This window comes from Halobacillus sp. B23F22_1, assembly GCF_043497005.1.
GTDB lineage: Bacteria > Bacillota > Bacilli > Bacillales > Halobacillaceae > Halobacillus_A.
This window is the reverse complement of the sequence record NZ_JBIEKE010000002.1, coordinates 319572-341358: the sequence shown is the minus strand read 5'-3', so window position 1 is coordinate 341358 and position 21787 is coordinate 319572. Positions and strand designations below refer to the sequence as shown.

At 39.4% G+C, this 21787-nt stretch carries 25 protein-coding genes and 2 riboswitches; of the genes, 2 read left to right on the top strand and 23 right to left on the bottom strand.

Going from position 1 to position 21787, the window contains the following annotated elements; all coding sequences use genetic code 11:
- Positions 1–13 precede the first annotated feature (13 nt).
- The 17 genes from folD to ACGTNH_RS09440 form a co-directional block, all read right to left on the bottom strand.
- The gene (gene folD / locus ACGTNH_RS09520) at positions 14–865 is read right to left on the bottom strand and encodes a bifunctional methylenetetrahydrofolate dehydrogenase/methenyltetrahydrofolate cyclohydrolase FolD (protein WP_394586480.1); all 852 of its coding nucleotides are present in this window, start codon (positions 863–865) and stop codon (positions 14–16) included.
- Positions 866–881: 16 nt separating this feature from the next.
- Positions 882–1262 (bottom strand): transcription antitermination factor NusB, encoded by a 381-nt coding sequence (nusB, locus tag ACGTNH_RS09515; RefSeq protein ID WP_394586479.1) that lies wholly within the window; start codon positions 1260–1262, stop codon positions 882–884.
- A gap of 120 nt (positions 1263–1382) precedes the next feature.
- A complete protein-coding gene (locus ACGTNH_RS09510; RefSeq protein ID WP_253922304.1) occupies positions 1383–1781 on the bottom strand; it encodes an Asp23/Gls24 family envelope stress response protein in 399 nt (132 codons plus the stop codon).
- 17 nt (positions 1782–1798) lie between these two features.
- On the bottom strand, positions 1799–3154 hold the full coding sequence (gene accC, locus ACGTNH_RS09505) for an acetyl-CoA carboxylase biotin carboxylase subunit (RefSeq protein WP_394586478.1): 1356 nt from the start codon (positions 3152–3154) through the stop codon (positions 1799–1801).
- Positions 3155–3170: 16 nt separating this feature from the next.
- On the bottom strand, positions 3171–3662 hold the full coding sequence (accB, locus tag ACGTNH_RS09500) for an acetyl-CoA carboxylase biotin carboxyl carrier protein (protein ID WP_394586477.1): 492 nt from the start codon (positions 3660–3662) through the stop codon (positions 3171–3173).
- Between the two features lie 154 nt (positions 3663–3816).
- Positions 3817–4350, bottom strand: a complete 534-nt coding sequence (locus ACGTNH_RS09495) for a SpoIIIAH-like family protein (protein ID WP_394586476.1) — start codon at positions 4348–4350, stop codon at positions 3817–3819.
- A 12-nt stretch (positions 4351–4362) separates the two neighbouring features.
- Entirely contained in the window at positions 4363–4974 is a 612-nt protein-coding gene (spoIIIAG, locus tag ACGTNH_RS09490) for a stage III sporulation protein AG (RefSeq protein WP_394586475.1), read from the bottom strand.
- Positions 4967–5575 carry a stage III sporulation protein AF gene (spoIIIAF, locus tag ACGTNH_RS09485; protein WP_394586474.1) on the bottom strand — a complete coding sequence of 203 codons (609 nt, stop codon included), beginning with the start codon at positions 5573–5575 and terminating at the stop codon, positions 4967–4969. Before spoIIIAF ends, spoIIIAG begins: the two co-directional genes overlap by 8 nt.
- A 12-nt stretch (positions 5576–5587) precedes the next feature.
- Complete coding sequence (gene spoIIIAE, locus ACGTNH_RS09480; RefSeq protein ID WP_394586473.1) at positions 5588–6748, bottom strand: stage III sporulation protein AE; 1161 nt, start codon at positions 6746–6748, stop codon at positions 5588–5590.
- Between the two features lie 15 nt (positions 6749–6763).
- A complete protein-coding gene (gene spoIIIAD, locus ACGTNH_RS09475; protein ID WP_394586472.1) occupies positions 6764–7162 on the bottom strand; it encodes a stage III sporulation protein AD in 399 nt (132 codons plus the stop codon).
- A gap of 6 nt (positions 7163–7168) precedes the next feature.
- The gene (spoIIIAC, locus tag ACGTNH_RS09470) at positions 7169–7375 is read right to left on the bottom strand and encodes a stage III sporulation protein AC (protein ID WP_101844256.1); all 207 of its coding nucleotides are present in this window, start codon (positions 7373–7375) and stop codon (positions 7169–7171) included.
- 18 nt (positions 7376–7393) lie between these two features.
- Positions 7394–7903 carry a stage III sporulation protein SpoIIIAB gene (gene spoIIIAB, locus ACGTNH_RS09465; protein ID WP_394586471.1) on the bottom strand — a complete coding sequence of 170 codons (510 nt, stop codon included), beginning with the start codon at positions 7901–7903 and terminating at the stop codon, positions 7394–7396.
- Positions 7848–8825 (bottom strand): stage III sporulation protein AA, encoded by a 978-nt coding sequence (spoIIIAA, locus tag ACGTNH_RS09460; RefSeq protein WP_394586470.1) that lies wholly within the window; start codon positions 8823–8825, stop codon positions 7848–7850. The genes spoIIIAB and spoIIIAA overlap by 56 nt, the downstream gene beginning before the upstream one ends.
- 125 nt (positions 8826–8950) lie before the next feature.
- Positions 8951–9508, bottom strand: coding sequence for an elongation factor P (gene efp / locus ACGTNH_RS09455; protein ID WP_394586469.1), 558 nt, complete (start codon positions 9506–9508; stop codon positions 8951–8953).
- A 14-nt stretch (positions 9509–9522) separates the two neighbouring features.
- Complete coding sequence (locus tag ACGTNH_RS09450) at positions 9523–10584, bottom strand: M24 family metallopeptidase (RefSeq protein WP_394586468.1); 1062 nt, start codon at positions 10582–10584, stop codon at positions 9523–9525.
- A 21-nt stretch (positions 10585–10605) separates the two neighbouring features.
- Positions 10606–11037 (bottom strand): type II 3-dehydroquinate dehydratase, encoded by a 432-nt coding sequence (aroQ, locus tag ACGTNH_RS09445; protein ID WP_394586467.1) that lies wholly within the window; start codon positions 11035–11037, stop codon positions 10606–10608.
- Positions 11038–11106: 69 nt separating this feature from the next.
- Positions 11107–11598 carry a YqhR family membrane protein gene (locus tag ACGTNH_RS09440; protein ID WP_394586466.1) on the bottom strand — a complete coding sequence of 164 codons (492 nt, stop codon included), beginning with the start codon at positions 11596–11598 and terminating at the stop codon, positions 11107–11109.
- 305 nt (positions 11599–11903) lie between these two features.
- Here ACGTNH_RS09440 and ACGTNH_RS09435 point away from each other — a divergent pair, with 305 nt between their 5' ends.
- Positions 11904–12302, top strand: coding sequence for an SA1362 family protein (locus tag ACGTNH_RS09435; protein WP_394586465.1), 399 nt, complete (start codon positions 11904–11906; stop codon positions 12300–12302).
- A gap of 15 nt (positions 12303–12317) precedes the next feature.
- On the opposite strand, the gene ACGTNH_RS09430 is transcribed toward ACGTNH_RS09435, so the two are convergent.
- From ACGTNH_RS09430 to ACGTNH_RS09420, 3 genes are all read right to left on the bottom strand, one after another.
- Positions 12318–13211 (bottom strand): patatin-like phospholipase family protein, encoded by an 894-nt coding sequence (locus ACGTNH_RS09430; protein WP_394586464.1) that lies wholly within the window; start codon positions 13209–13211, stop codon positions 12318–12320.
- Positions 13212–13557: 346 nt separating this feature from the next.
- Entirely contained in the window at positions 13558–13995 is a 438-nt protein-coding gene (mntR, locus tag ACGTNH_RS09425) for a transcriptional regulator MntR (protein WP_394586463.1), read from the bottom strand.
- Positions 13996–14130: 135 nt separating this feature from the next.
- Positions 14131–16701, bottom strand: coding sequence for a vitamin B12-dependent ribonucleotide reductase (locus tag ACGTNH_RS09420; RefSeq protein WP_394587682.1), 2571 nt, complete (start codon positions 16699–16701; stop codon positions 14131–14133).
- A 418-nt stretch (positions 16702–17119) separates the two neighbouring features.
- Here ACGTNH_RS09420 and ACGTNH_RS09415 point away from each other — a divergent pair, with 418 nt between their 5' ends.
- Positions 17120–17500, top strand: coding sequence for a rhodanese-like domain-containing protein (locus tag ACGTNH_RS09415; protein WP_394586462.1), 381 nt, complete (start codon positions 17120–17122; stop codon positions 17498–17500).
- Between the two features lie 34 nt (positions 17501–17534).
- Here the strand turns inward: ACGTNH_RS09415 and gcvPB are convergent, their stop codons facing one another.
- Genes gcvPB through gcvT form a run of 3 tightly spaced genes read right to left on the bottom strand, consistent with a single transcriptional unit; the run spans position 17535 to position 21460 of the window.
- Positions 17535–18998, bottom strand: coding sequence for an aminomethyl-transferring glycine dehydrogenase subunit GcvPB (gene gcvPB / locus ACGTNH_RS09410; protein WP_394586461.1), 1464 nt, complete (start codon positions 18996–18998; stop codon positions 17535–17537).
- Complete coding sequence (gene gcvPA / locus ACGTNH_RS09405) at positions 18991–20340, bottom strand: aminomethyl-transferring glycine dehydrogenase subunit GcvPA (protein WP_394586459.1); 1350 nt, start codon at positions 20338–20340, stop codon at positions 18991–18993. Before gcvPA ends, gcvPB begins: the two co-directional genes overlap by 8 nt.
- Before the next feature lie 19 nt (positions 20341–20359).
- On the bottom strand, positions 20360–21460 hold the full coding sequence (gene gcvT, locus ACGTNH_RS09400; protein WP_394586458.1) for a glycine cleavage system aminomethyltransferase GcvT: 1101 nt from the start codon (positions 21458–21460) through the stop codon (positions 20360–20362).
- A 62-nt stretch (positions 21461–21522) separates the two neighbouring features.
- Positions 21523–21608: riboswitch (glycine riboswitch) on the bottom strand.
- 3 nt (positions 21609–21611) lie between these two features.
- A riboswitch (glycine riboswitch) is annotated at positions 21612–21702 on the bottom strand.
- Positions 21703–21787: the final 85 nt, after the last annotated feature.

The window sequence follows — 21787 nt, the reverse complement described above, 5'->3', positions numbered from 1 at the left end:
TTCACATATCTCCTTACCGGTTATGAATCCACTTTGCAGCTTTAATCGTATTATGAAGAAGCATTGTAATCGTCATGGGTCCTACTCCTTTTGGTACAGGGGTAATGAACGAAGCCTTTTCTGAAGCTGATTCAAAATCAACATCACCTGTCAATTTTCCATCGACTCGATTAACTCCCACATCTATCACCACAGCTCCTTCTGCTATATCTTCTCCTGTAATCATACGAGGTTTGCCTACCGCAACGATAAGTATATCAGCCTGTTGTGTTAATTCTTTCATGTTTTTTGTACGAGAATGACAGTAGGTAACGGTAGCATTCTCATTAAGTAAAAGCTGCCCCACAGGCTTACCTACTAAGTTACTGCGACCAACGACTACCACATGCTTGCCTTCAACCGTAACGTTGGCTCGCTTAAGCATGACAAGTATTCCATACGGCGTACACGGATAAAACGTATCTTGTCCAGTCATTAACTTTCCAACATTAATTGGATGGAATCCATCAACATCTTTCCTGGGATCGATAGCTTCAATTACTTTTTGCTCATCAATCTGGTCGGGTAGTGGAAGCTGGACAAGAATGCCATGGACTGAAGAAACAGAATTTAACTGCTCAATCGTCTCTAATAATTTTTCTTGAGAAGTATCTGCCGATAGTTCTAATAAATCTGATTCCATTCCTATATTTTCAGAGGCACGCTGCTTTCCTTTGACATAGGATTGAGAGGCTGGATCTTCCCCTACGATAATAACTACGAGCTTAGGGTGAATCCCTTCTTTACTTAAAGAAGCAACTTCTTCTTTCATTTCTTGTCGAATTTGAGTAGCTAGATCTTTACCGTAAATAACTTCTGCTGACATACTTAAATTCCCCTTCCTACTTCACCATTTTAGATAATACGCCATTAACAAACTTACCTGATTGATCTTCTCCAAATATCTTCGCAAGCTCAACAGCTTCATTAATGGCCACTTGAGAGGGAACTTCCTCATTAAATTTAATTTCGTAAGCGGCCATTCGGAGCAAAGTTTTTTCTACTCGAGCTAGTCGAGTGAACGTCCAATTTTCTAAGTGTGTTTCTATCCAATCATCAATTTCATTTCTGTGTTTAAGTACCCCTTCTACCAACTCCATCAAAAAGGCATCTTTCTCCTCATCATTGAGGACGTGTTCAATGGCTTCATCCGCACCTATTTCACTTGAATTCATTTGGAAAAGCGCTTGAAATGCTTTTTCTCTTGCTATTCGTCGTTTCATCGGTCTTTTTCTCCTTTAATGTCATATCCGATAGAATCATAACATTTTCAATTCTTAAATGCTATTCACCATTAATAAAAGACCAGTCCAGGGTAATAACCTGCTGCTGGCCTTTTATAATTAGTCTTCTTCGGTTGCCGCTTCTTCTCTTGATTCCATTTGTACGCCGACCACATGGACGTTAATTTCTTTAATTTCAAGCGCTGTCATGTTTTTTAGTGCTTGACGTGTATTATCTTGAATTTTTTGTGCGGTTTCTGGTATGGAAATTCCGTAGTCCATAACCACATACGCATCAATTAATATTCCTTCTTCATCAAGTTCCACTTTTACACCTTTGCCATGGCTTTTTTTTCCTAGTCTTTCAACAACACCAGTGGCGAAATTACCTCGCATAGCAGCTACGCCTGCTACTTCAGAAACAGCTATGCCAGCAATTACTTCAATCACTTCTGGAGCAATCTCTACATTACCAAGAGTTGAACCTTCTGTAACGTTTAACAATTGTCTTTCGTCCATTTGTGACCACTCCTTAATTATTCGTCCTCCAAAACATTATAATTCTCGAGAAATTTAGTGTTGAAATCGCCTTGTACAAATACCTCATGATCCATCATTCTTTGATGGAATGGAATTGTAGTCTTGACCCCTTCAACAACAAACTCATCAAGAGCTCTTTTCATTCTCTGTACAGCTTCTTGACGATCTTTACCATAAGTAATCAACTTGGCTACCATTGAATCATAATAAGGAGGAATCATGTATCCAGGATATGCCGCAGAATCTACACGCACACCGAACCCACCTGGAGGTAAATACATTTCAATTGTTCCTGCTGATGGCATAAAGTTTTTAAAAGGGTCTTCTGCGTTAATTCTACACTCCATAGCCCAGCCTTCAAATTGAATCTCCTCTTGTATAAAAGATAACTTTTCATTATTCGCAACTTTTAATTGCTCTTTAATAAGATCGACACCAGTTACCATCTCTGTCACAGGATGTTCTACTTGTATACGAGTGTTCATTTCCATAAAATAGAATCTTTGCTCTTTCTGATCAAAAATAAATTCTACGGTTCCTGCACCAGAATAATCTACCGCAAGAGCAGCCTTTACTGCTGCATCCCCCATTTTTGTGCGCATGGTTGGATCAATTGCAGGAGATGGTGTTTCTTCAATTAATTTTTGCAAACGGCGCTGAATAGAACAATCTCTTTCACCTAAATGTACGGCATTCCCGTGATTATCAGCTAACACTTGAATTTCAACGTGGCGAAAGTCTTCAATAAATTTCTCAATGTAGACCCCCGGGTTTCCAAAAGCAGTTTCTGCTTCTTGCTGGGTTACTCTGATCCCTTTTTCAAGATCTTCTTCCGTTCTTGCTACTCGAATACCTTTTCCGCCACCGCCGGCAGTTGCTTTAATAATAACTGGATATCCGATTTCTTCTGCTATTCGCTTACCTTCTTCAACATCCTCAATTATCCCTTTAGAGCCAGGTACAACAGGCACTCCTGCTTCTCTCATCGTTTCACGAGCTACATCTTTGGTCCCCATCTTCTGAATCGCATAAGAAGAAGGGCCGACAAAAGTAATGTTGCATTCTTCGCACATCTCTGCAAATTCTGCGTTTTCAGCTAAAAAGCCATAGCCCGGGTGAATAGCATCCGTTTGCGTCAGTGTAGCCAAGCTCATTATATTCGTGTAATTTAAATAACTGTCTTTACTTAACGTTGGACCAACACAATAGGCTTCATCGGCAATTTGGACATGTAAAGCTTCTTTATCGGCTTCTGAATACACTGCTACCGTTTCTAATCCCATTTCTTTACAGGCACGGATGATCCGAACTGCAATTTCACCGCGATTCGCAATTAGTACTTTTTTTATCATGACAATAACCCCCCGACTACGCTGTCTTCACTCGAAATAATGGTTGACCATACTCGACGAGTTCGCCATCTTTTACGAGGATTTCTACGATTTCCCCTGTTACTTCTGCTTCAATTTCATTAAATAATTTCATCGCTTCAACTATACATACGACTGAATCTTGTTTAACTTCATCGCCAACTTTCACATAAGCTCCTTGATCTGGTGAAGGTGACTCGTAAAATGTACCTACCATCGGAGAAGTAATTTCTTGATCGTAGTCTGCTGTCTCCTTTTGTGGCTCTTGCCTTTCTTCAGCTTTAGGTGATTCTTCTTTTGGTTGAGAAGCTTCGCTTACCTCTGGTGCAGCTTTTGGAAGTGTATTTTGTTGTACAGGAGCTTCTGTTACAACTTTTCCTCCGCTCTTCTTCATGCACACCTTAGTTCCATTTGCTTCATATGAAAATTCATCGATTTGTGAATCATCAATTAATTTAATTAGTTCACGTATTTCTTGAACCTTTAACATGTTGGGCACCCCTTTATGTATATAGCTTTTATAACTGGTACTAATAACTCCTTATAACATTTTACGATACAATACCACTTCCCTGCAACTTTCCTTTCGCTTTACTAGAGTAATTAAAAATCTCCTTTACCAATTGGCAAAGGAGATTTCATATTTATGAGGTTGGTTGAAACTTCACTTCCACGCGCATCTGCCCAAATTCATCAGAAACCATTTGCATAATCTCTCTAGTTTCAGACTTCGTAAGCTCTTCAGCTTGTACGGTAACTTGAATAACATCGTCTTCAGCTCTAACTAATACATCTTCATATGGAATGCTTGCTCGAATGGTATTTTCTAAAATCGATTCTTTAGAAGACGTTTCCTGTAATGTCTCCATTTCTTCCATGGCATCATTTTTCTCTTCTGCCGAATAATCACTAGAAGCTACAATTTCTGAAAGTTGTTCTGATTTCTGGTCTCTTTCATTTTGTTTTTCAAGACGGATGGAGGCAAACAATTCATCAGTAGATAATTCCGAAGTTACTACATCTTCAGAAGTCCCTTCTTCTCCGTTCTCTCCCTCTTGCCATTCATCATCTTGAATGAAAGCCATCTCCCCGTTATCAGGTGAAGTCATGTAATAGACACTTAACACAATAAGTAAACTTAACATCGTTAACAGCCATACCGTTTGTTTTTTTACCAAGAGAAACCCTCCCTATGATTTAGGTAAAACTGAAACCCTGTGGCTGGGTACATCAAGTACACGAGACACAGCTTCAACTACCCATTCTTTTACTTTCATCTGTTCAACGCCTTTTGCCGTAACAAACACTCCGCTGACGTTAGGCTTGTTAGTTTTTGTCAGCAAAGGCACTTCTCGATCACCCTGTCTTACAAGTACTAACTGCTGTTCCTTCGAATAATCCTCAATCTCTCGTTCGCCTCCATTCTTGTCCGTTTCTTTTGTAGTTTGCTTTCCAATAATTAAGTTTTTGTCATACACTTTCTCCTCCGTAGCAGCTAGATTGATCATTAAGTCCACATCACTTACGCCTTGTATGTTTTCAAGAAGGGGCTTCAGTTGTTGTTCAAACTCACTTTCAAGCTGATCAACAGATAGTGATATGTCTTCGGTCTCCTCCTCAGAAGCTGAACTTTCATTAGTTGGAGGAGGCGGGGCAGTAGGGTTTGGCGTTTGGAACCAATTGCTAACTAAAATAAACATCACACCTACTAACCCTATAATGATCAGGTATTTTGGCTTGTTTAGTTTCTGTCCTTCTTTTGAAGATAAAGGACTTAACAGCTTACTCAACCAATTACTCATGATCTTCCTCCCAGCGTATTTCAATTTGTTCTTTAGCAAGATCCAATTGTTGAGCAGCTAACTCTTTAATTGAATCTTCTTCAAATTGCGGCTTTTCAGCTCTTTTTTCTTCATCTGCTGCTGAGATAATAACTTCCTCAACAGATCCCCCCTCTTCTGTTGAGGATATGAATAATACAAGCTTGTCCAGTGACTCTAAGGAGTGCGGGGTTTGAAAAAAAGTCAGATCAACCGCTTCCACCGTTACTTGTTCACTGCTCTCTATAGGCTCTTGAAGCTGAGCCACTATTGCTTCCTTCACCTGTTGTAATGTATATGCATCTTGTCCATTCAATATTTCATTTTTCTTTTCTTCAATTTCACCTGTTAATTGTTCTGTTTCCATACTTGCTTCCATCTGTCTTTCAACTGAATATAGGATCTGGTTAGGATCAAGCTTTAGAAACTGAAGCAGAGGGTCTACAATGACAAGCAGCAATAAAATCGCCATTACTAATCTTGCGTACTTTTTCATTAGTCCTGATGGAAGCAGAGCATCGGCAACCATTGCTAACAGGAGAAATAGAACGATTTCAATGATCCACTGGATAAAAACTTGCATAAGACATCCACCTTATCGAACCATCATTGTTATATTACTGGCTGCAACCATAATGACGATAACTAAGAAAAACATCATGGATACCATCAGCAATGCAGCAAATATATACATCATGTGCTTACTAACGACGGCCATTGCGGTTACGACTGGACCATCTCCTACTGGCTGCAGCAGGGCAGCAGCCAGTTTATAGATGAGAGCGATTGCTAATATTTTTAACGCAGGAAATAATGAAATGCCTAAAAGAATAACCACTCCTGCAATCCCTAATGTATTTTTCAATATAAGAGAGGCTCCTAAAATTGTATCGGTCGCATCTGTAAACAGCCGGCCTACGACAGGCACAAAATTGCCTGTAACAAATCGTGCCGTCTTCATCGTGACTCCGTCCTGTACCGCAGTAACTGTGCCCTGCACAGAAATAACTCCTAGAAATAAAGTCAAGTAAACTCCCATGATCGCCATCCCCGTCTTACGCATTAATTCCGCTAATTGATCAACCTTAAAAGCTTCATTTAGCGAACCCACGATAAGCAGAAGTGCCGATGAAGCGAATAAAGGGATAAGGACAAATTTAACAAGTAGACCACTTGATTGAACGAGAGCCACAATAACAGGATGAAAAAAAGAAATCGACATAAGATGACTAAAAGATGCCATAATCCCTAACAAAAGTGGCAGGAGTCCGATCATGAAGCTGCTCATTTGATTTATGGCTCCCAATGTATACTCAATAACTTGTCCAAAACTTTCTAATGCAAGTCCGATTAATACTAGATAGATGACCATATAGGCGATTCTGCTGACAACAGTATTCTCAAATGAAGACTGCATGGCTTGCAGTAAGGTACTAAACAAAGTGAGGAAGAGAAGCGCTCCTAAAAGTTTCCCGTTTGTCAACAATTCATGGAATAAAAAAGATACGATTCCAGAAATCCAACCTGTATTTGTAGGTTTTTCATTCCCCCAGCCACTAAGATCGTTAAAATCTACTTTAGGCATGTATTCACCATATTGCTCATGAAGATGTTCATAATTTTGCTCTAATTCTTCGGTTGAAATGTGATCCATTAATGATCTAACTTCTTCATCATTAGAGGTGGAGGCCTCCGACACATTTGGCATAAATAATATTCCAAAACTAAAACAGCAAAGTAAAAGTATTTTTTTCATTTCGAACCTCAATCCTTAACCTGCAGCTCCAGGTATAAAATCAAGTATTGTCTCAATTAAGGCTGTAATGATTGGGATTGCCAGCATAAGGATAAACAATTTCCCCGCGAGCTCCACTTTTGAAGCTAAGGAATTTAATCCAGCATCACGAATCAACTGGGAGCCAAACTCAGTAATATAGGCTATACCTATTATTTTTAAAATTGTCTTGAAATAAATTGACTCTACCTGTGCCTTTTCAGCCATGTATTGAAGAAGAGAAAAGATATATTTGACATGATCAATGACGGCTATAAAAATGAGAATCACAGTAAACAATAAAAGCAAAAATGCTATAGAGGATTTATGTTCTTTTAATAAGATAATGAGCAAGCTTGCAACTAGTCCTAAAGATACGATTTGAACAATATCCATGATCGTCTATCCTTGATACAGGAAGACCGATTTAATTTGTTGAAATAAGTCCGCCAGCCTGTGCAGCACAATAAATAAAACGATGATGAAGCCTGTAAGTGTGACTACTTGCGCGATCTCTTCTTTTCCCATTTGCTTCAAAATGCTATGGATCATAGCAACGATAATTCCTATGCCAGCAATTTGAAATAGGATGGATGCGTCTTGAAACACAACGTCCCCTCCCCCTCATCAAATAAGTAATAAAACAACTAACAATCCACTTAACACCCCCACCCCGCGAGCTAGTTTTTCATGTTTGCTCGAACTTTCAATTGCTTCATTAAGCTGTAAGTCTAGATGATGTGTAGTTAACTTAATTTGTTTTTGCTGCTGAGTTAAATCGTGCTGCCCAATTGTTGTTCCAAATTGTATAAGAATATCAAGATCACTTTTTGACATTGCATTCCAAAACCAATGCTTCCTTAACTCCGCACTCCATAAAGCACTGAAGTCAGTACAAGAATCTTTTTCTTTGGTTAGACTTGAAAAAAAATAGCAAACAGGCGGGGGAAGTATAACGGAAAGTTTTTCACAGACTTCCCACAAAGATGACTGACTATAAACCATTTCAGCTTCAATCATTTGCAGAGCACTCTTCCATTGTCTGATTTGACCAGGACGCTTTCTAAATTTAGCCGCAATATCAAACCCTACCCACGTTGTAGCGACTAGTACGATCAGGGCCCCGAACCATTCCATCATTTCCCTCCCCTTTCACTTTGACCATCTGTTTGCCGTGGCGGTCTAAAACAGTTAAATAATAACTAGAAATTGCTTTAAGTCTCTCCAATATGACATAACGATCAAATACTTCATCATCAAGTAAGGGGCCTACATCCTTTCTTCTTTTTACCGTGGTTAATCCTTCCCCATGGACACTGCAGATCACTTGAACCCCAGTGTTAACCGCTTCTTTTACTGCAGCTGCATCTTCCATCCCCCCAATTTCATCTACAATTAGAACTTCGGGGGACATAGAACGAATCATCATCATCATCCCCACAGATTTCGGACAACTATCCATAACATCAGTACGATTGCCTACATCCATTTGAGGTATTCCTTCTCGACAGGCAGCTAGTTCAGACCTCTCATCGACGATGCATACTTTTGCGCTTTGCGAAAAAGTATTACCACTTCCTATCCAACGTGAAATATTTCGAAGAACCGTCGTTTTCCCCGAATGAGGCGGCCCAATGATAAGTGTACTCAGCCATCTACTTTCACTGAATAAGTAAGGTATAATCCCCTTTGCATTGTCGATGTGATCATGCGCTACGCGAATGTTCATAAACGTTATATTCTTTAAAGTTTCTACTACGCTGTTATTCACATTAGCTTTGCCGGCTAGTCCTACTCGGTGCCCCCCTTCAATGGTGATGAAGCCTTCCTTCATTTCTTCTTTAAATTTATAAACCGAAAATTGACTGACTTGGTTGAGTACAAATGATAGATCGGATGAAGAGACGACGCCATTCGCGATAGTTTTTACACCATTTCCATCTACTACTTCCAGTGCTTTATTCACACGTAATCGAATCTCCTGAGTAATGTCCCAATTCACTTGTTTTCTTAACAAAGGAGCATAATGCTCAGGAAACAAACGGATAATCTGCTTCATCAAAAATGGTCTCCTTTACCTTCTTTACCTTATATGTATGTGCTCTCTTAAAAGATATGACTGTTGATAGAGGAACCATAAAAAAAGAGCAATCCCTATTAGGGTTGCTCTAACTAGTCTCTTATTTAAGCACGAGACACATATTTACCATCTGAGGTATTAATAAGTAACACTTCACCCTCATTAATGAAAAATGGCACTTGTACAATTAATCCAGTTTCCAATGTGGCTGGTTTCGTGCCGCCGCTAGCCGTATCACCTTTAATTCCTGGCTCAGTTTCTTCTACTTTTAATTTAACATTATTAGGAAGTTCTACTCCAATTGTTTCGCCTTCATATGTTTGGATTTGAACCTCCATATTCTCTTTCAGGTAATTCAGTTGTTCAGAGATTTGAGCTGTAGGTAATTCAACTTGCTCATATGTTTCAGTATCCATAAAAGCATGCATGTCTCCCGATCCATATAAATACTGCATTTTACGGTTCTCGATATGAGCTTTCTCTACTTTCTCACCAGCTCGGAAAGTTTTTTCTTGGATATTTCCATTACGCAAGTTTCGCAGCTTTGAGCGAACGAATGCAGCCCCTTTTCCGGGCTTAACGTGTTGGAATTCAACCACCTGCCAAATACTTCCGTCTACTTCAATTGTAAGTCCCGTTTTAAAATCGTTAACTGAAATCATATTTATTCCTCCTATTAAAGCGTAATTAATTCTTTCGGTGAATGACTTAATGTTTCGTTGCCTGTATCAGTCACTACTGTATCGTCTTCTATACGGCAACCACCAACTTTAGGAACGTAGATGCCCGGCTCAACCGTTACCACCATTCCTGGTTCTAAAACTACATCAGAACGATAAGAAAGTCCGGGACCTTCATGTACATCCAGTCCGATGCCGTGACCGGTTGAATGACCAAAAAAGTCGCCGTAACCTTTATCTTTAATATAATCACGCGTCAATGCATCTGCTTCTTTCCCCGTTATTCCTGCTTTTAAACCTTCCATTCCTTTGAGCTGAGCCTGTAAGACAGTATCATAGATTTCTTTCAACTTTTCATCTATTTGTCCAACTGCTACCGTCCGAGTAATATCAGAGCAATAGCCATTGTATAAAGCTCCGAAATCCAACGTCACTAATTCACCCGTTTGTATTTCTTTGTCTGAAGCAACACCATGGGGTAATGCCGACCTGGAACCAGAAGCAACGATAATATCAAAGCTAGACGATAAAGCTCCTTGTTTTCTCATGAAAAATTCCAGTTCATTAGAAATCTCTATTTCTTTAACTCCAGGTTTTATGTAATTTAATATATGGGAGAAAGCATCATCAGCAATTTTGGTGGCATCCTTTAATATAGTAATCTCGTCTTCGGACTTTATCAAGCGCAACTTCTCTACTAACCCTGAAGTAGGTGTTAAATCTGCTTTTACATGCTGGCGGAAGAGGTCATACTGCCCATATGTAAGTAAATCTTTTTCAAACCCTAATTTAGTGATTCCTAATTGATTTGCCTGCGCAGCTACTTCTTCATGTAAAGGTACTTTATGCTCGATTATAGAAAATCCGGTTGCTTGTTCTGCCGCTTGTTCTGTATAGCGAAAATCAGTGATCAAAAGCGCTTGATCTGCGGTGATTATTAAAGCACCAGAAGATCCTGTAAAGTTAGCGATATACCTTCTATTCTTAGAGGACATGATAAGGAAACCATCTATCCCTTGTTCTCCAAGCGCGGCCCGTAATTTACCAAGTTTAGTCATGAAAAAATTCTCCCTTCGCTTTTAAAGCTTTTTTAGCAGCCCTACTGCTGCGAGCTGATAGCCATCTGTACCAAGACCCACAATCTGTCCCTCACATACTGGCGCTAACATCGAATGGTGACGAAATTCTTCTCGCTGATGAACGTTCGAAATATGGACTTCAATGACTGGAGCTGTAATTGATGCGATAGCATCTCGCAAGGCAACACTTGTGTGAGTATAGGCCGCAGGATTAAAAATGATACCCGAAACCTCCCCTTCCGTTTCGTGTAATTTATCTATAAGTTCACCTTCATGATTGGATTGAAAATGATCCAACTCATATTGGTATTCATCTGTTACAGCTTTTACTTTATTGACCACATCAGCTAGTGTTTCCGTTCCATATGTGTCCGGTTCTCTTTGACCTAACCTGTTTAAATTAGGTCCGTTAAGTAGTAACAAACGTTTCACGATTAACCAACCACCCTATTCTCCCAAAATGAATATACTCCTATATTTTATCATACTATGAGCATATCATCACTTTGGCTGCTGATTATACTCGTGAAACTCGTACGAAATTGAATATCCAATGAAAACTCCATAAAGGATGAATAGGCATACACTCGTTACATACGTATCGCTAGTTAAATCACTCCATGTAGGTACAGCTGAAAATATAGGATTCAAAGCAAAGAAAACAGCTGAAAATACTACTATACCTAATAGCAGTCCTGGCCACATACCATTTTTTCGTTTCAATAATAAATAATATATAAGAGATACTAAGATTGACAATAACCCTACTATTATAACTGCAAGTATTTCCGCTAAAAAAGAACTCGTCCAATTCGTCTGCCAGAACGATCGAAAAATGAACGAAGCTGGAGATACTTCAGAAAAATGAAAATAATAAGAAATCGCTCCTAATGTACTCCATAGTACGCCAGAGACAAAGCCAATAGTTAATGACTTGGCCAGCACACTTTGCGGCGGCTCTTGTTTTCTTTGTTCTTTTGCTTCATCTGACATTTTCATCACCTCATCGTTATATTTTCCAACTTCTTATTTTTCATCCAATTTCTTTGAGCAAAAACTGTAGTGAAAGTCTCTGTATTGCTGTAAAATAAAAGAAAAGAAGTACTGGCGTTTCCACTAAATATTAAAGGTGATTTTCCTAATCTATGCATAATTAGAGCCTTATTGGAAAGAATTTAAAGAGTTAGTTGACTCGAAGAATTTTATAAATGTGTAAAAAAATGATAACAGCAAGGTCTAAAGTGGTATACAGATAGTAAGACTATCTTTATTGAAATTATGTAAAGGAGGAATAATTCATGACGAGGAACTGGGTAAGCCCTATGATCTATACACTAATTGCCCTTGCTATATTTTACGTGGGTGTGCAGCTCTTCACCAACACATCTGGCTTTCTAAAGTCTATTGTAATGATGATTGGAATCGCAGTGCTGATTTACGGGGCCATCTACTTTTTCTTTATCCGTCAACGCGTTGGATCCGGAGGTAACAGCAATGAAATGAAAAAGTATAAACAAGCGGTTAAACAATCAAAACAAAAATACAAAGCGCCAAAGCCCGTAAAATCAACGAAAACAAATCCTTCTACTACAAAATCCACATCGCTCCAAAAGAAAAAAGCTAAACGAAAGCAGCCATCCCACTTAAGAGTGATCGAAGGAAATAAAAATAATAAAAAAGATCGTGCCTCTTTCTAATACAGGCTCGATCTTTTATTTTGACCACCTTCTTAAAAAACCCGTCGCCTGTTCACGGCCTATTTCAAGTAATCTTTCTTTTTGTAGAGGACTTAGGTAAAAATCCGTTGTTTCCACACCTTTAACAGGGATAAAAATAATGTCACGACTTTTTGTGGTTGATATATACCGTGCATCGTGAGCTTGCTTCATCGTACTAAATAATGCCTGAAACATTTGAATAGAGTTTTTTATTTTACGCTCAGGCAGCTGATCTGGCGGATCGCTTAGCTGCATTCCTATTATCGGACGCTTCCTTCTCCCATGCTCATTCTCAAATAACCAAATCGGAAAATTACTAAGAACTCCTCCATCAACAACCAACGATTTCCCCTTCTTTCCATGTATTTTCACAGGCATAAAAAAATAAGGCAAACTTGCACTGATCCTTACTGCTTTTGCTACAGAAAACGTCCTCGGATCAATACCGTACACCTCACTTAAATCATCGGGAAAAACAACCATTCTCCCTAAAGTAACATCAGAGCATACGACTTTCAGGCTTCCCTTAGGCAGGTCATCAAAAGTGTGAATTCCTTTTTTATGGAGCCATTTAGTTAAAAGCTGTTCTAACCTATTCCCTTTATATAATCCCATTCTAAAGTATAGAAACAACCATTTTGAAAATGGGAAAATTTGATCCGAGAGAGGTTGGTCGATCAATTTCTCAAAGGATAGTTCCTCTAGAATGATATTTAAATCTTTCGCATTATAACCCGCTGCTTTTAAAGAAGCAATAATAGCACCGGCTGAAGTTCCTGCCACTCTTTCGAAACAATAATTCTGCTCTTCTAATACTTCTAATGCACCTATAAAAGCAAGTGCTTTTACCCCTCCACCAGAAAATACGCCGTCAATATTCACGCACATCCCCCCACACTTATATATAGAAAGAAGTCGTCGTTTATAGAACAAGAAGGCATGAAAAAAAGGCATTATAAAATGCCTCAGGCTGTTGAAAAAGCTTAGACAGAGAGAAGAGGTTAGCAACCCTTCCCTGAAGAAAAGGCACAAGAAAAAGCCGTCACTTAATTCAATTTAATACGTGTCGATATTATGGGTACACTTCAATAAAAACCGAAGCCCACCTTTCGCCTGTAGAATAGGTTTTGTTACCTGCACCCATATTCTATCGAATGATAGAAACTTTCCCTGACATAAAAAAATGTAGAGAAAACCAAGGTTTCTCTACAAGCTGAGGCGCTATAAAACGGCTTTAATTCTCTTCACTATTTTGCTCTTCATTTTTTTGCTGTACATCTCTTAAATCAGATACTCGGCTTTTATTTTCTTCAAAATATTGTACCAGATCACCTATGCGATCTATAGAATCCCAGCTTAAGTGATGCTCGATCCCTTCTACATCTTCATAAATTTTGTCTTTTTCTACTCCAATTATTTCCAAAAACTGTTCAAGTAGTTCATGACGATAAACGAGCCTTTTTCCAACTTTTTTCCCTTTCGGGGTCAGGATCAGCCCACGATATTTTTCATAGTTTAAATATTGGTCACGGTCCAATTTTTGAACCATTTTCGTTACTGAAGATGGGTGGACTTGCAGGTTCTCAGCAATATCAGAAACACGAGCATACCCTTTATCTTCTATTAATATGTAAATTTGTTCAATATAATCTTCCATACTTGGCGTCGGCATGTTGAACCCCCAATACAGCATATGGTCGCTAGACCTTTTCATGAAAATGATACACTAGTTTCCCTTTGATGACAAGGAATGGAGCTATTACAAAAGAAAGACACTTGCGTAAAGCAAGTGTCCTTTGTGTCCATATTATAATCCACATTTCAGCTGCGCATTACAATTTGTACACGTATTACAGCCGCCAATATCTTCTACTGTTCCTTTTCTACAAACAGGGCAGGTGTCCCCGACTTCAGAGCCAATGGTTACATTCGTTTTCTCAAGTTCATGCACCGTATCCATCAGTACAACCCGAGGTTTTGTATCTTCCTCAAATTCAAACTCTGTTTGCTCCCCGTCAAATGCATTTTCTTCCGCTTTCAACGTTAGAACTTGACTGTCACGACTGCCGTCTACATAAACAGTTCCGCCCTTAGCTCCACCACGGTAAAGCCTTTGGTAGACACTTTCAACCTGTTCTACAGAATAACCTTTTGGTGCATTTACTGTTTTAGAGATGGAACTGTCTACCCAGCGCTGAATCACACACTGTGTGTCCGCGTGAGCTTCAGGGCTCATAGTCATTGCAGTAATAAACCATTCCGGTAACTGATCAGGATCCTGGTCGGGATTTCGGTCCAGGTACTCTTTAACAATATCTGCTTTTACTTCAATAAATTTTCCTAAACGGCCGCTTCTATAATAAGAGAAAGAAAAATAAGGCTCAAGACCTGTACTTACACCCACCATCGTACCTGTACTTCCAGTAGGAGCTACCGTCAGTAAATGAGAGTTTCTTATTCCGTATTGAAGGACTCCTTCTCTTATATCTTCAGGCATTGCCTGCATGTATCCAGTATTCACAAAATTCTCTCGGAGTTGTTTTGTTTCTTCATCGGTTTCTCCAATAAGGAAAGGAAAGCTTCCTTTCTCTTTAGCTAAGTCGATCGATGCACGATAAGCGGTAGTAGCAATGGTTTCGAATATTTCATCAACGAGCTGGTTTCCTTCATCAGAGCCATACTCTGTTTCACAATAAATAAGAAGGTCATGCAGCCCCATCACTCCTAAACCGACTCGGCGTTCTCCAAGAGCCTGTTTCTTGTTTTCTTCCAGGAAATAAGGAGTAGCATCGATTACGTTATCCTGCAGGCGTACACCCGTAGCTACCGTCTTTCTTAGTTTTTCAAAATCGACTTGCTTGGCTTCCTTGTCTGCAACTGCAGCAAGGTTAACTGCGGCTAGATTACAAACTGAGAATGGGGCTAACGGTTGTTCACCACATGGGTTAGTAGCAACCACTTTTTGACCATACGCACTAGCGTTTGTCTTCTCATTTGCATTATCGATAAAGAAGATGCCTGGTTCCGCTGAATAAGTAGCACAAATATTAATAAGCTTCCATAGCTCGGCAGCTTTGACTGTACGATATGTGCGAACAGCTAGTCCTTTATCTTCCCATTCACGTACATCTCCGCTTGCCTGCCACTCCGCATTATAAATATCCATTTCTTCCTTAGAATAAGATTCCACATCCGGGAAACGTAAGCGATAGTCCTGTTCATTCTCAACAGCATCCATGAACTCCTTTGTAATACATACAGAAATATTCGCACCAGTTAAAAATTCAGGATTATTTACGGTATACGTTCCGCCTGTATGAAGTTTTTCTTCAGCTTCTCGGATGCTGCTTTCTGTGAAACCACCCTGACCTGGCATCGCTTTGTAATTAACAACGCTTTGGTACAAATCACGTTCTGTTTCTGTTAATGGAGTGAATTTTAATTTTTCTTTCGCTAAGTTTTTGATTTGCTCATCTTCTGTATTTTCTATTAAATAACGCAAAATTCGAGGGTTTTGCATTTTAGAAATAATAAATTCGACAATATCAGGATGCCAATCCGCTAACATTATCATCTGCGCTCCGCGTCTTGAGCCACCTTGCTCTACTAAGTGTGTCAGTTTCGCAATATCATCAAGCCAGGATACTGAACCAGAGGATTTACCATTTACCCCCCGGGCAAGCGTATTTCTCGGTCTAAGAGTAGAACCATTTGTTCCAACCCCGCCCCCGCGAGACATGATTTCCATTACTTGTTTCCGGTGATCAGAAATTCCTTCACGGGAATCTTGAATATATGGCATCACGTAACAGTTAAAATAAGTAACATCAGTGTTCGATCCTGCTCCATATAAAACTCGGCCGGCAGGTATAAAGTTCAAACTTGAAAGCTCTTTATAAAATTCTTCAAAACTTTGTTGTCTTTTATCCTCATCTACTTCAACCGCTGATAAACCAGCAGCATTCCTTAAAGCAATCTGCTCATAATAGACTTCTAAAGGCTTATCTATGATATCCAGGTTGCGTGTAATTAATCCTGAATCGCGTTCTTTTTCACTATCCAGTACATTAACAAAATCAGGTTCAACCTTGACAACAGCTTTGTGTGTTTCCCAATTGATTGATTGGATGAAACCGTAACCGCGTGCCGGAAACTTAGGATCATCTTTAACAGTTAATACAACGAAATCACCTTCTGCTAAAGTTAATTTCTCTGTGTCTTTGAATGCATAGCGGTCAAGCATGACTAGTCTTGATACACCGCTGTGTGTTACCTTCATATCCGGTGTAATCTCATGCACCTGTTCAAATTGTCTAATATCAGCATTCAAACGTTCTACATCGATTTTTGCGTTAGCGTCACTCGTTGTGGACGTCATTTGCATACAAACCTCTCCCTTCAATCATGCTTCATGAGGCATGTCCATAAATTACTACAGTGATGTTTAACCTATAAGTAACATACCACATCTATGATTTTTTAATCAATATATTGTACTTAAAATAAAAAATATTTCTATATATTGTGTTTTGAACAACATTTTAGAACTTTGTCAATTTGAAAATCGTTCAAATTATAAAGTAAGAAGAAGATATTGAAAGTAAACCTCTCTTCTTTTATTCGAAATCACCTTTTTTATCGTTTGCACCGTACTTCATTTAAAATACTTTTTTTCAATTATAGATAAAGCTTCTCTATCATAAGATACATTACCATATAATTTCAACGGGAAAAAAACTTTGAAATAAGAAGTATTCCCCCATATAATAGATAGGGGAAAAGGGGGTAGAGATAAAATGGAACTATGGATTTTAATTGGTGCAATTGTCTTCTTAATCGCTTTTGGCGTTTTCCGATTTTTGAAGGCTCGAAAAATATTAACCACATTAACGGAAGATGAGTTTCGTCAAGGTTATAGAAAAGCCCAGCTTATTGATGTACGAGAACCAAAAGAATTTGACGGTGGTCATATTTTGGGAGCTCGCAATATTCCACTATCTCAAATGAGAAACCGATTAGTGGAGATCCGTAAGGACAAGCCTGTGTATCTTTATTGTCAAAGTGGTGCACGCTCTACACGTGCAGCATTAATGCTCAATAAGAAAGGTTATCAAAACTTAAACCAATTACAGGGCGGCTTTAAAAAATGGAACGGAAAAATAAAAACTAAAAATTAAAAGACGCTGCAGTTACTGCAGCGTCTTTTAATTTTTATTCCTCTTTTTGATACCTCAAAATCGGTTTTCTAGCAGCAGTAGTTTCATCCATACGGCTGACAATTGTTGTATGTGGGGCATCTTGAACTTTTTCTGGATCATGTTTCGCCTCTTCAGCTATTTGTAACATGGCGTCAACAAAAGCATCTAAAGTTTCCTTAGACTCCGTTTCGGTTGGTTCCGCCATTATGGCTTCCTCTACATTGATCGGGAAGTAAATCGTAGGAGGATGATAACCAAAGTCTAACAAACGCTTAGCTATATCAAGTGTACGAACCCCTAGTTTCTTTTGAAGCTTGCCAGATAAAACAAATTCATGCTTACAGTGCTGGTCAAAAGGAAGTTCAAACTCTTTTTGTAGACGGCGCATCATATAGTTAGCATTTAAAACAGCATATTCACTCACCTTTTTAAGTCCTTCTGCACCCATCGTGCGAATATAAGTATATGCTCTCACGTTAATGCCGAAGTTCCCATAAAACGGTTTTACCCGCCCAATCGATTTTGGTCGCTCATAGTCGAAATCGTAGCCATCTTCACGTTTTGTTAAAATTGGTTTTGGCAGAAATGGTTCGAATTCGGCTGTAACTCCAACAGGGCCAGAACCTGGCCCCCCTCCTCCGTGCGGTCCAGTGAAAGTTTTATGCAAGTTTAAATGTACAACGTCAAACCCCATATCACCAGGCCGTGCATACCCTAAAATTGCATTTAAATTAGCACCATCATAATAGAGCTTTCCTCCAGCTTCATGAATAATTGAGGCCATCTCTTCAATATTTTCTTCAAACAAACCTAATGTATTAGGATTGGTAAGCATAAGCGCGGCTGTGTGCTCATCGACAACACGTCTAAGGTCCTCTAAGTCTACAAGCCCTTGCTGATTCGATTTTACCGTTACCGCTTCGAATCCTGCTACAGTAGCCGAAGCAGGGTTCGTCCCATGGGCTGAATCAGGAACAATTACTTTAGTACGGTTATAATCTCCGTTGCCTTCATGAAAAGCACGTATCATCATCAGGCCAGTCCACTCCCCGTGAGCACCTGCAGCTGGCTGTAGTGTCACTGTATCCATTCCTGTTATTTCAGCTAATGTCTCTTGAAGGTCATACATCAGCTCCAGTGCGCCTTGCACAGTTTCAACTGGCTGCAAAGGATGGATATGACTAAAACCAGTAAGTCTTGCTATATCCTCGTTTACTTTTGGGTTATACTTCATCGTACATGAGCCTAAAGGATAAAACCCAGAATCCACCCCATGGTTCCTTGTGGATAAGGCTGTATAATGGCGCATGATTTGTAATTCACTCACTTCTGGCAGTTCTGGTTCACTTCTTCTTATAAAAGCTTCTCCAAGCTGTTCTTCTATATTAGTCTCTGGAACATCTAATTCAGGTAAACTAAAGCCTGTACGACTCTCTTGACTGTGTTCAAAAATTAATGGAAAGTCTTGATTAGCCACAAATATCCCCCACTTCCTTAACGAACTGATCGATCTCTTCTTTCGAACGAATTTCTGTCACCGCTATGAGCATATGTCCTTTTAACTCCGGAAAATGACTGCTTAAATCGTAGCCGCCAATGATTCCTTTATCCAACAGTTTTCGATTTACGGTATCTACTTCATCTTTTAAGTTTACGACAATTTCATTAAAAAACGGTCCGTCAAATGCTACTTCAAAACCTTCTTCTATTAATAGTTTCTTCATATAAGAGGCTTTCTGAATATTCATCCAGGACATTTTTTTCAGGCCTTGCTTCCCGAGAGAAGACATCGCCACTGATGATGCCAATGCATTTAACGCTTGATTTGAACAAATATTAGATGTTGCTTTGTCACGTCTGATGTGCTGTTCTCTTGCTTGTAGTGTAAGGACAAACCCTCTACGGCCTTCTTCATCTTTCGTTTGCCCTACCAGTCGGCCAGGCACTTTACGCATCAATTTCTTTGTTGTAGCAAAATAACCACAGTGAGGACCCCCAAACTGGGCAGGAATTCCAAAGACTTGCGCGTCACCTACTACAATATCCGCTCCGAACTCTCCTGGTGGTGTAAGATAACCAAGTGCTAAGGGATTACTAGAAGTAATGAGCATCGTTTTTTTCTGTTCATCCACAAGTGCTCGTACTTTTTCTAAACGTTCGATTTGTCCAAAGAAATTTGGATACTGTAGAACAACACTTGCCGTATTTTCATCGAGTTCATTTTCAAGATGCTCTAGATCGGTGACTCCATTGTTATGGTCAATCTCTACCACTTCCACCCCTGGACCCTTTACATAGGAATGAATGACAGCAAGGGATTCAGGATGAATCGCTTTTGACACTAATACTTTTTTCTTTTTCGTCTGTCCCGCAGAAAGGTTTACTGCTTCAGCTAAAGCCGTTCCACCATCATACATAGAAGAATTAGCTACATCCATTCCTGTAAGTTCACAAATCATTGTTTGAAATTCGAAGATCGCCTGCAATTCTCCTTGAGAAATCTCCGGCTGATATGGGGTATATGCAGTATAAAACTCTGAACGAGAAATGACGTGATCAACAATCGAAGGAATATAATGGTCATAGACACCAGCACCAAGGAAACTAGTATGTGACTTCGTATCAATGTTCCGTTGAGCCAGCTGCGTTAGTTCTTTAGTCAGAGCGAATTCATTTTTTGGCGGCTTTATATTTAAACCCCCGCTGTAGCGGACGTTTTTAGGAATATCCGCAAACAATTCTTCCGTTGATTCCGCCCCTATAGTAGAAAGCATTTCTTTTTTATCTTGTTCTGTCATCGGTAAGTATCGAAATTCCATTAATCTTTCCTCCAATCCCTTAACGTTTGTAAAATGGGGTTGATACAACTTTTGCTTTTAATGTTTTCTTACGAATCTGCACACTAACTTCTGTTCCCAGCTCTGTATAGTTAATATCTAATATAGCTAATCCAATATTCTTTCCTAATGTAGGTGATTGTGTACCTGTTGTTACAAAACCAATAACCTGATCTCCATCTACTACATCGTACCCAGTCCGAGGGATTCCTTTATCGATCATTTCAATTCCGACCAGTTTACGTTTTAGCCCCTCCTCCTTCTGGCGGAGTAATGCTTCTTTTCCTATAAAATCAGCTTCTTTATTAAGTTTCACGGCAAATCTAAGACCTGCTTCAAGCGGTGTAATATCTGCACTCAACTCTTGCCCATAAAGTGCTAAATTAGCTTCAAACCGCAGAGTATCTCTTGCGCCTAATCCTATAGGCTGTACACCGTGCTCCTCACCGTATTCAAGAATGGCCTGCCATAACACAGGTCCTGATCCACTAGGCAGATATACTTCAAAACCATCTTCACCCGTATAGCCAGTGCGCGATACAATTGCTTCTCCTTCTACTCCATTAAATCGAACGTCTTGTGCAAAATGGAAAAACTTAATATCTGAAAGTTTTGTAACCGTCAAACTTTGTAAAGCAGCCTCAGCATTAGGGCCTTGTAAGGCTAACTGAACATACTCATCGGAAACATCTGAGACATCTACCTCTTCATCTATATGTCGCTTAAGCCAATCCACATCTTTCTCTCGATTCGCTGCATTGATAACGAGCAAGTATTTCTTATCGTTTAACATATAAACGATAAGGTCATCGACCGTGCCGCCGTTTTCATAACACATAATGGTATATTGTGCTTTTCCCGGCTTCAGTTTTGAAACGTCATTTGTCAGCATTTTTTGCAAAAAGGCTAAACTCTCTTCCCCTTCAACAAGCACTTCTCCCATATGGGACACATCGAATAGACCAGCTTTTTGACGCGTAGCATGATGTTCGTCTTTAATACTTGAAAATTGAACTGGTAAATCCCATCCTCCAAAATCAATTGTTTTAGCACCAAGCTTTTTATATTCAGGATATAACGGCGTGCGCTTTAAATCTGTCATTCAATCACTCCTTATCTCTTATTAGCCATAAAAAAAGAGACTCCACCGCATTATTAGGGAGTCTCTGTCCGTGCACCAGAAAGTTTCACGCAATCTTTTACGCTTGCTTCTTGGGTGGTTTACCTCTTTTGATAAACTCTCTCCAGAGCTGCGTCCTACAGAGGTCTTTTTGCCTGAGAGATTCACAATTAGTTGCTTGCTCCTTCGGCGCTACATTATGTAGACTCTCCCCCTGCAGTCATTCGCTTTAGTATTTAGTTAGACGGAACGGGACATACTAACCTGTAAAGCATGCGACAAACTCTCTTAATTTTCAGCTTCATTATA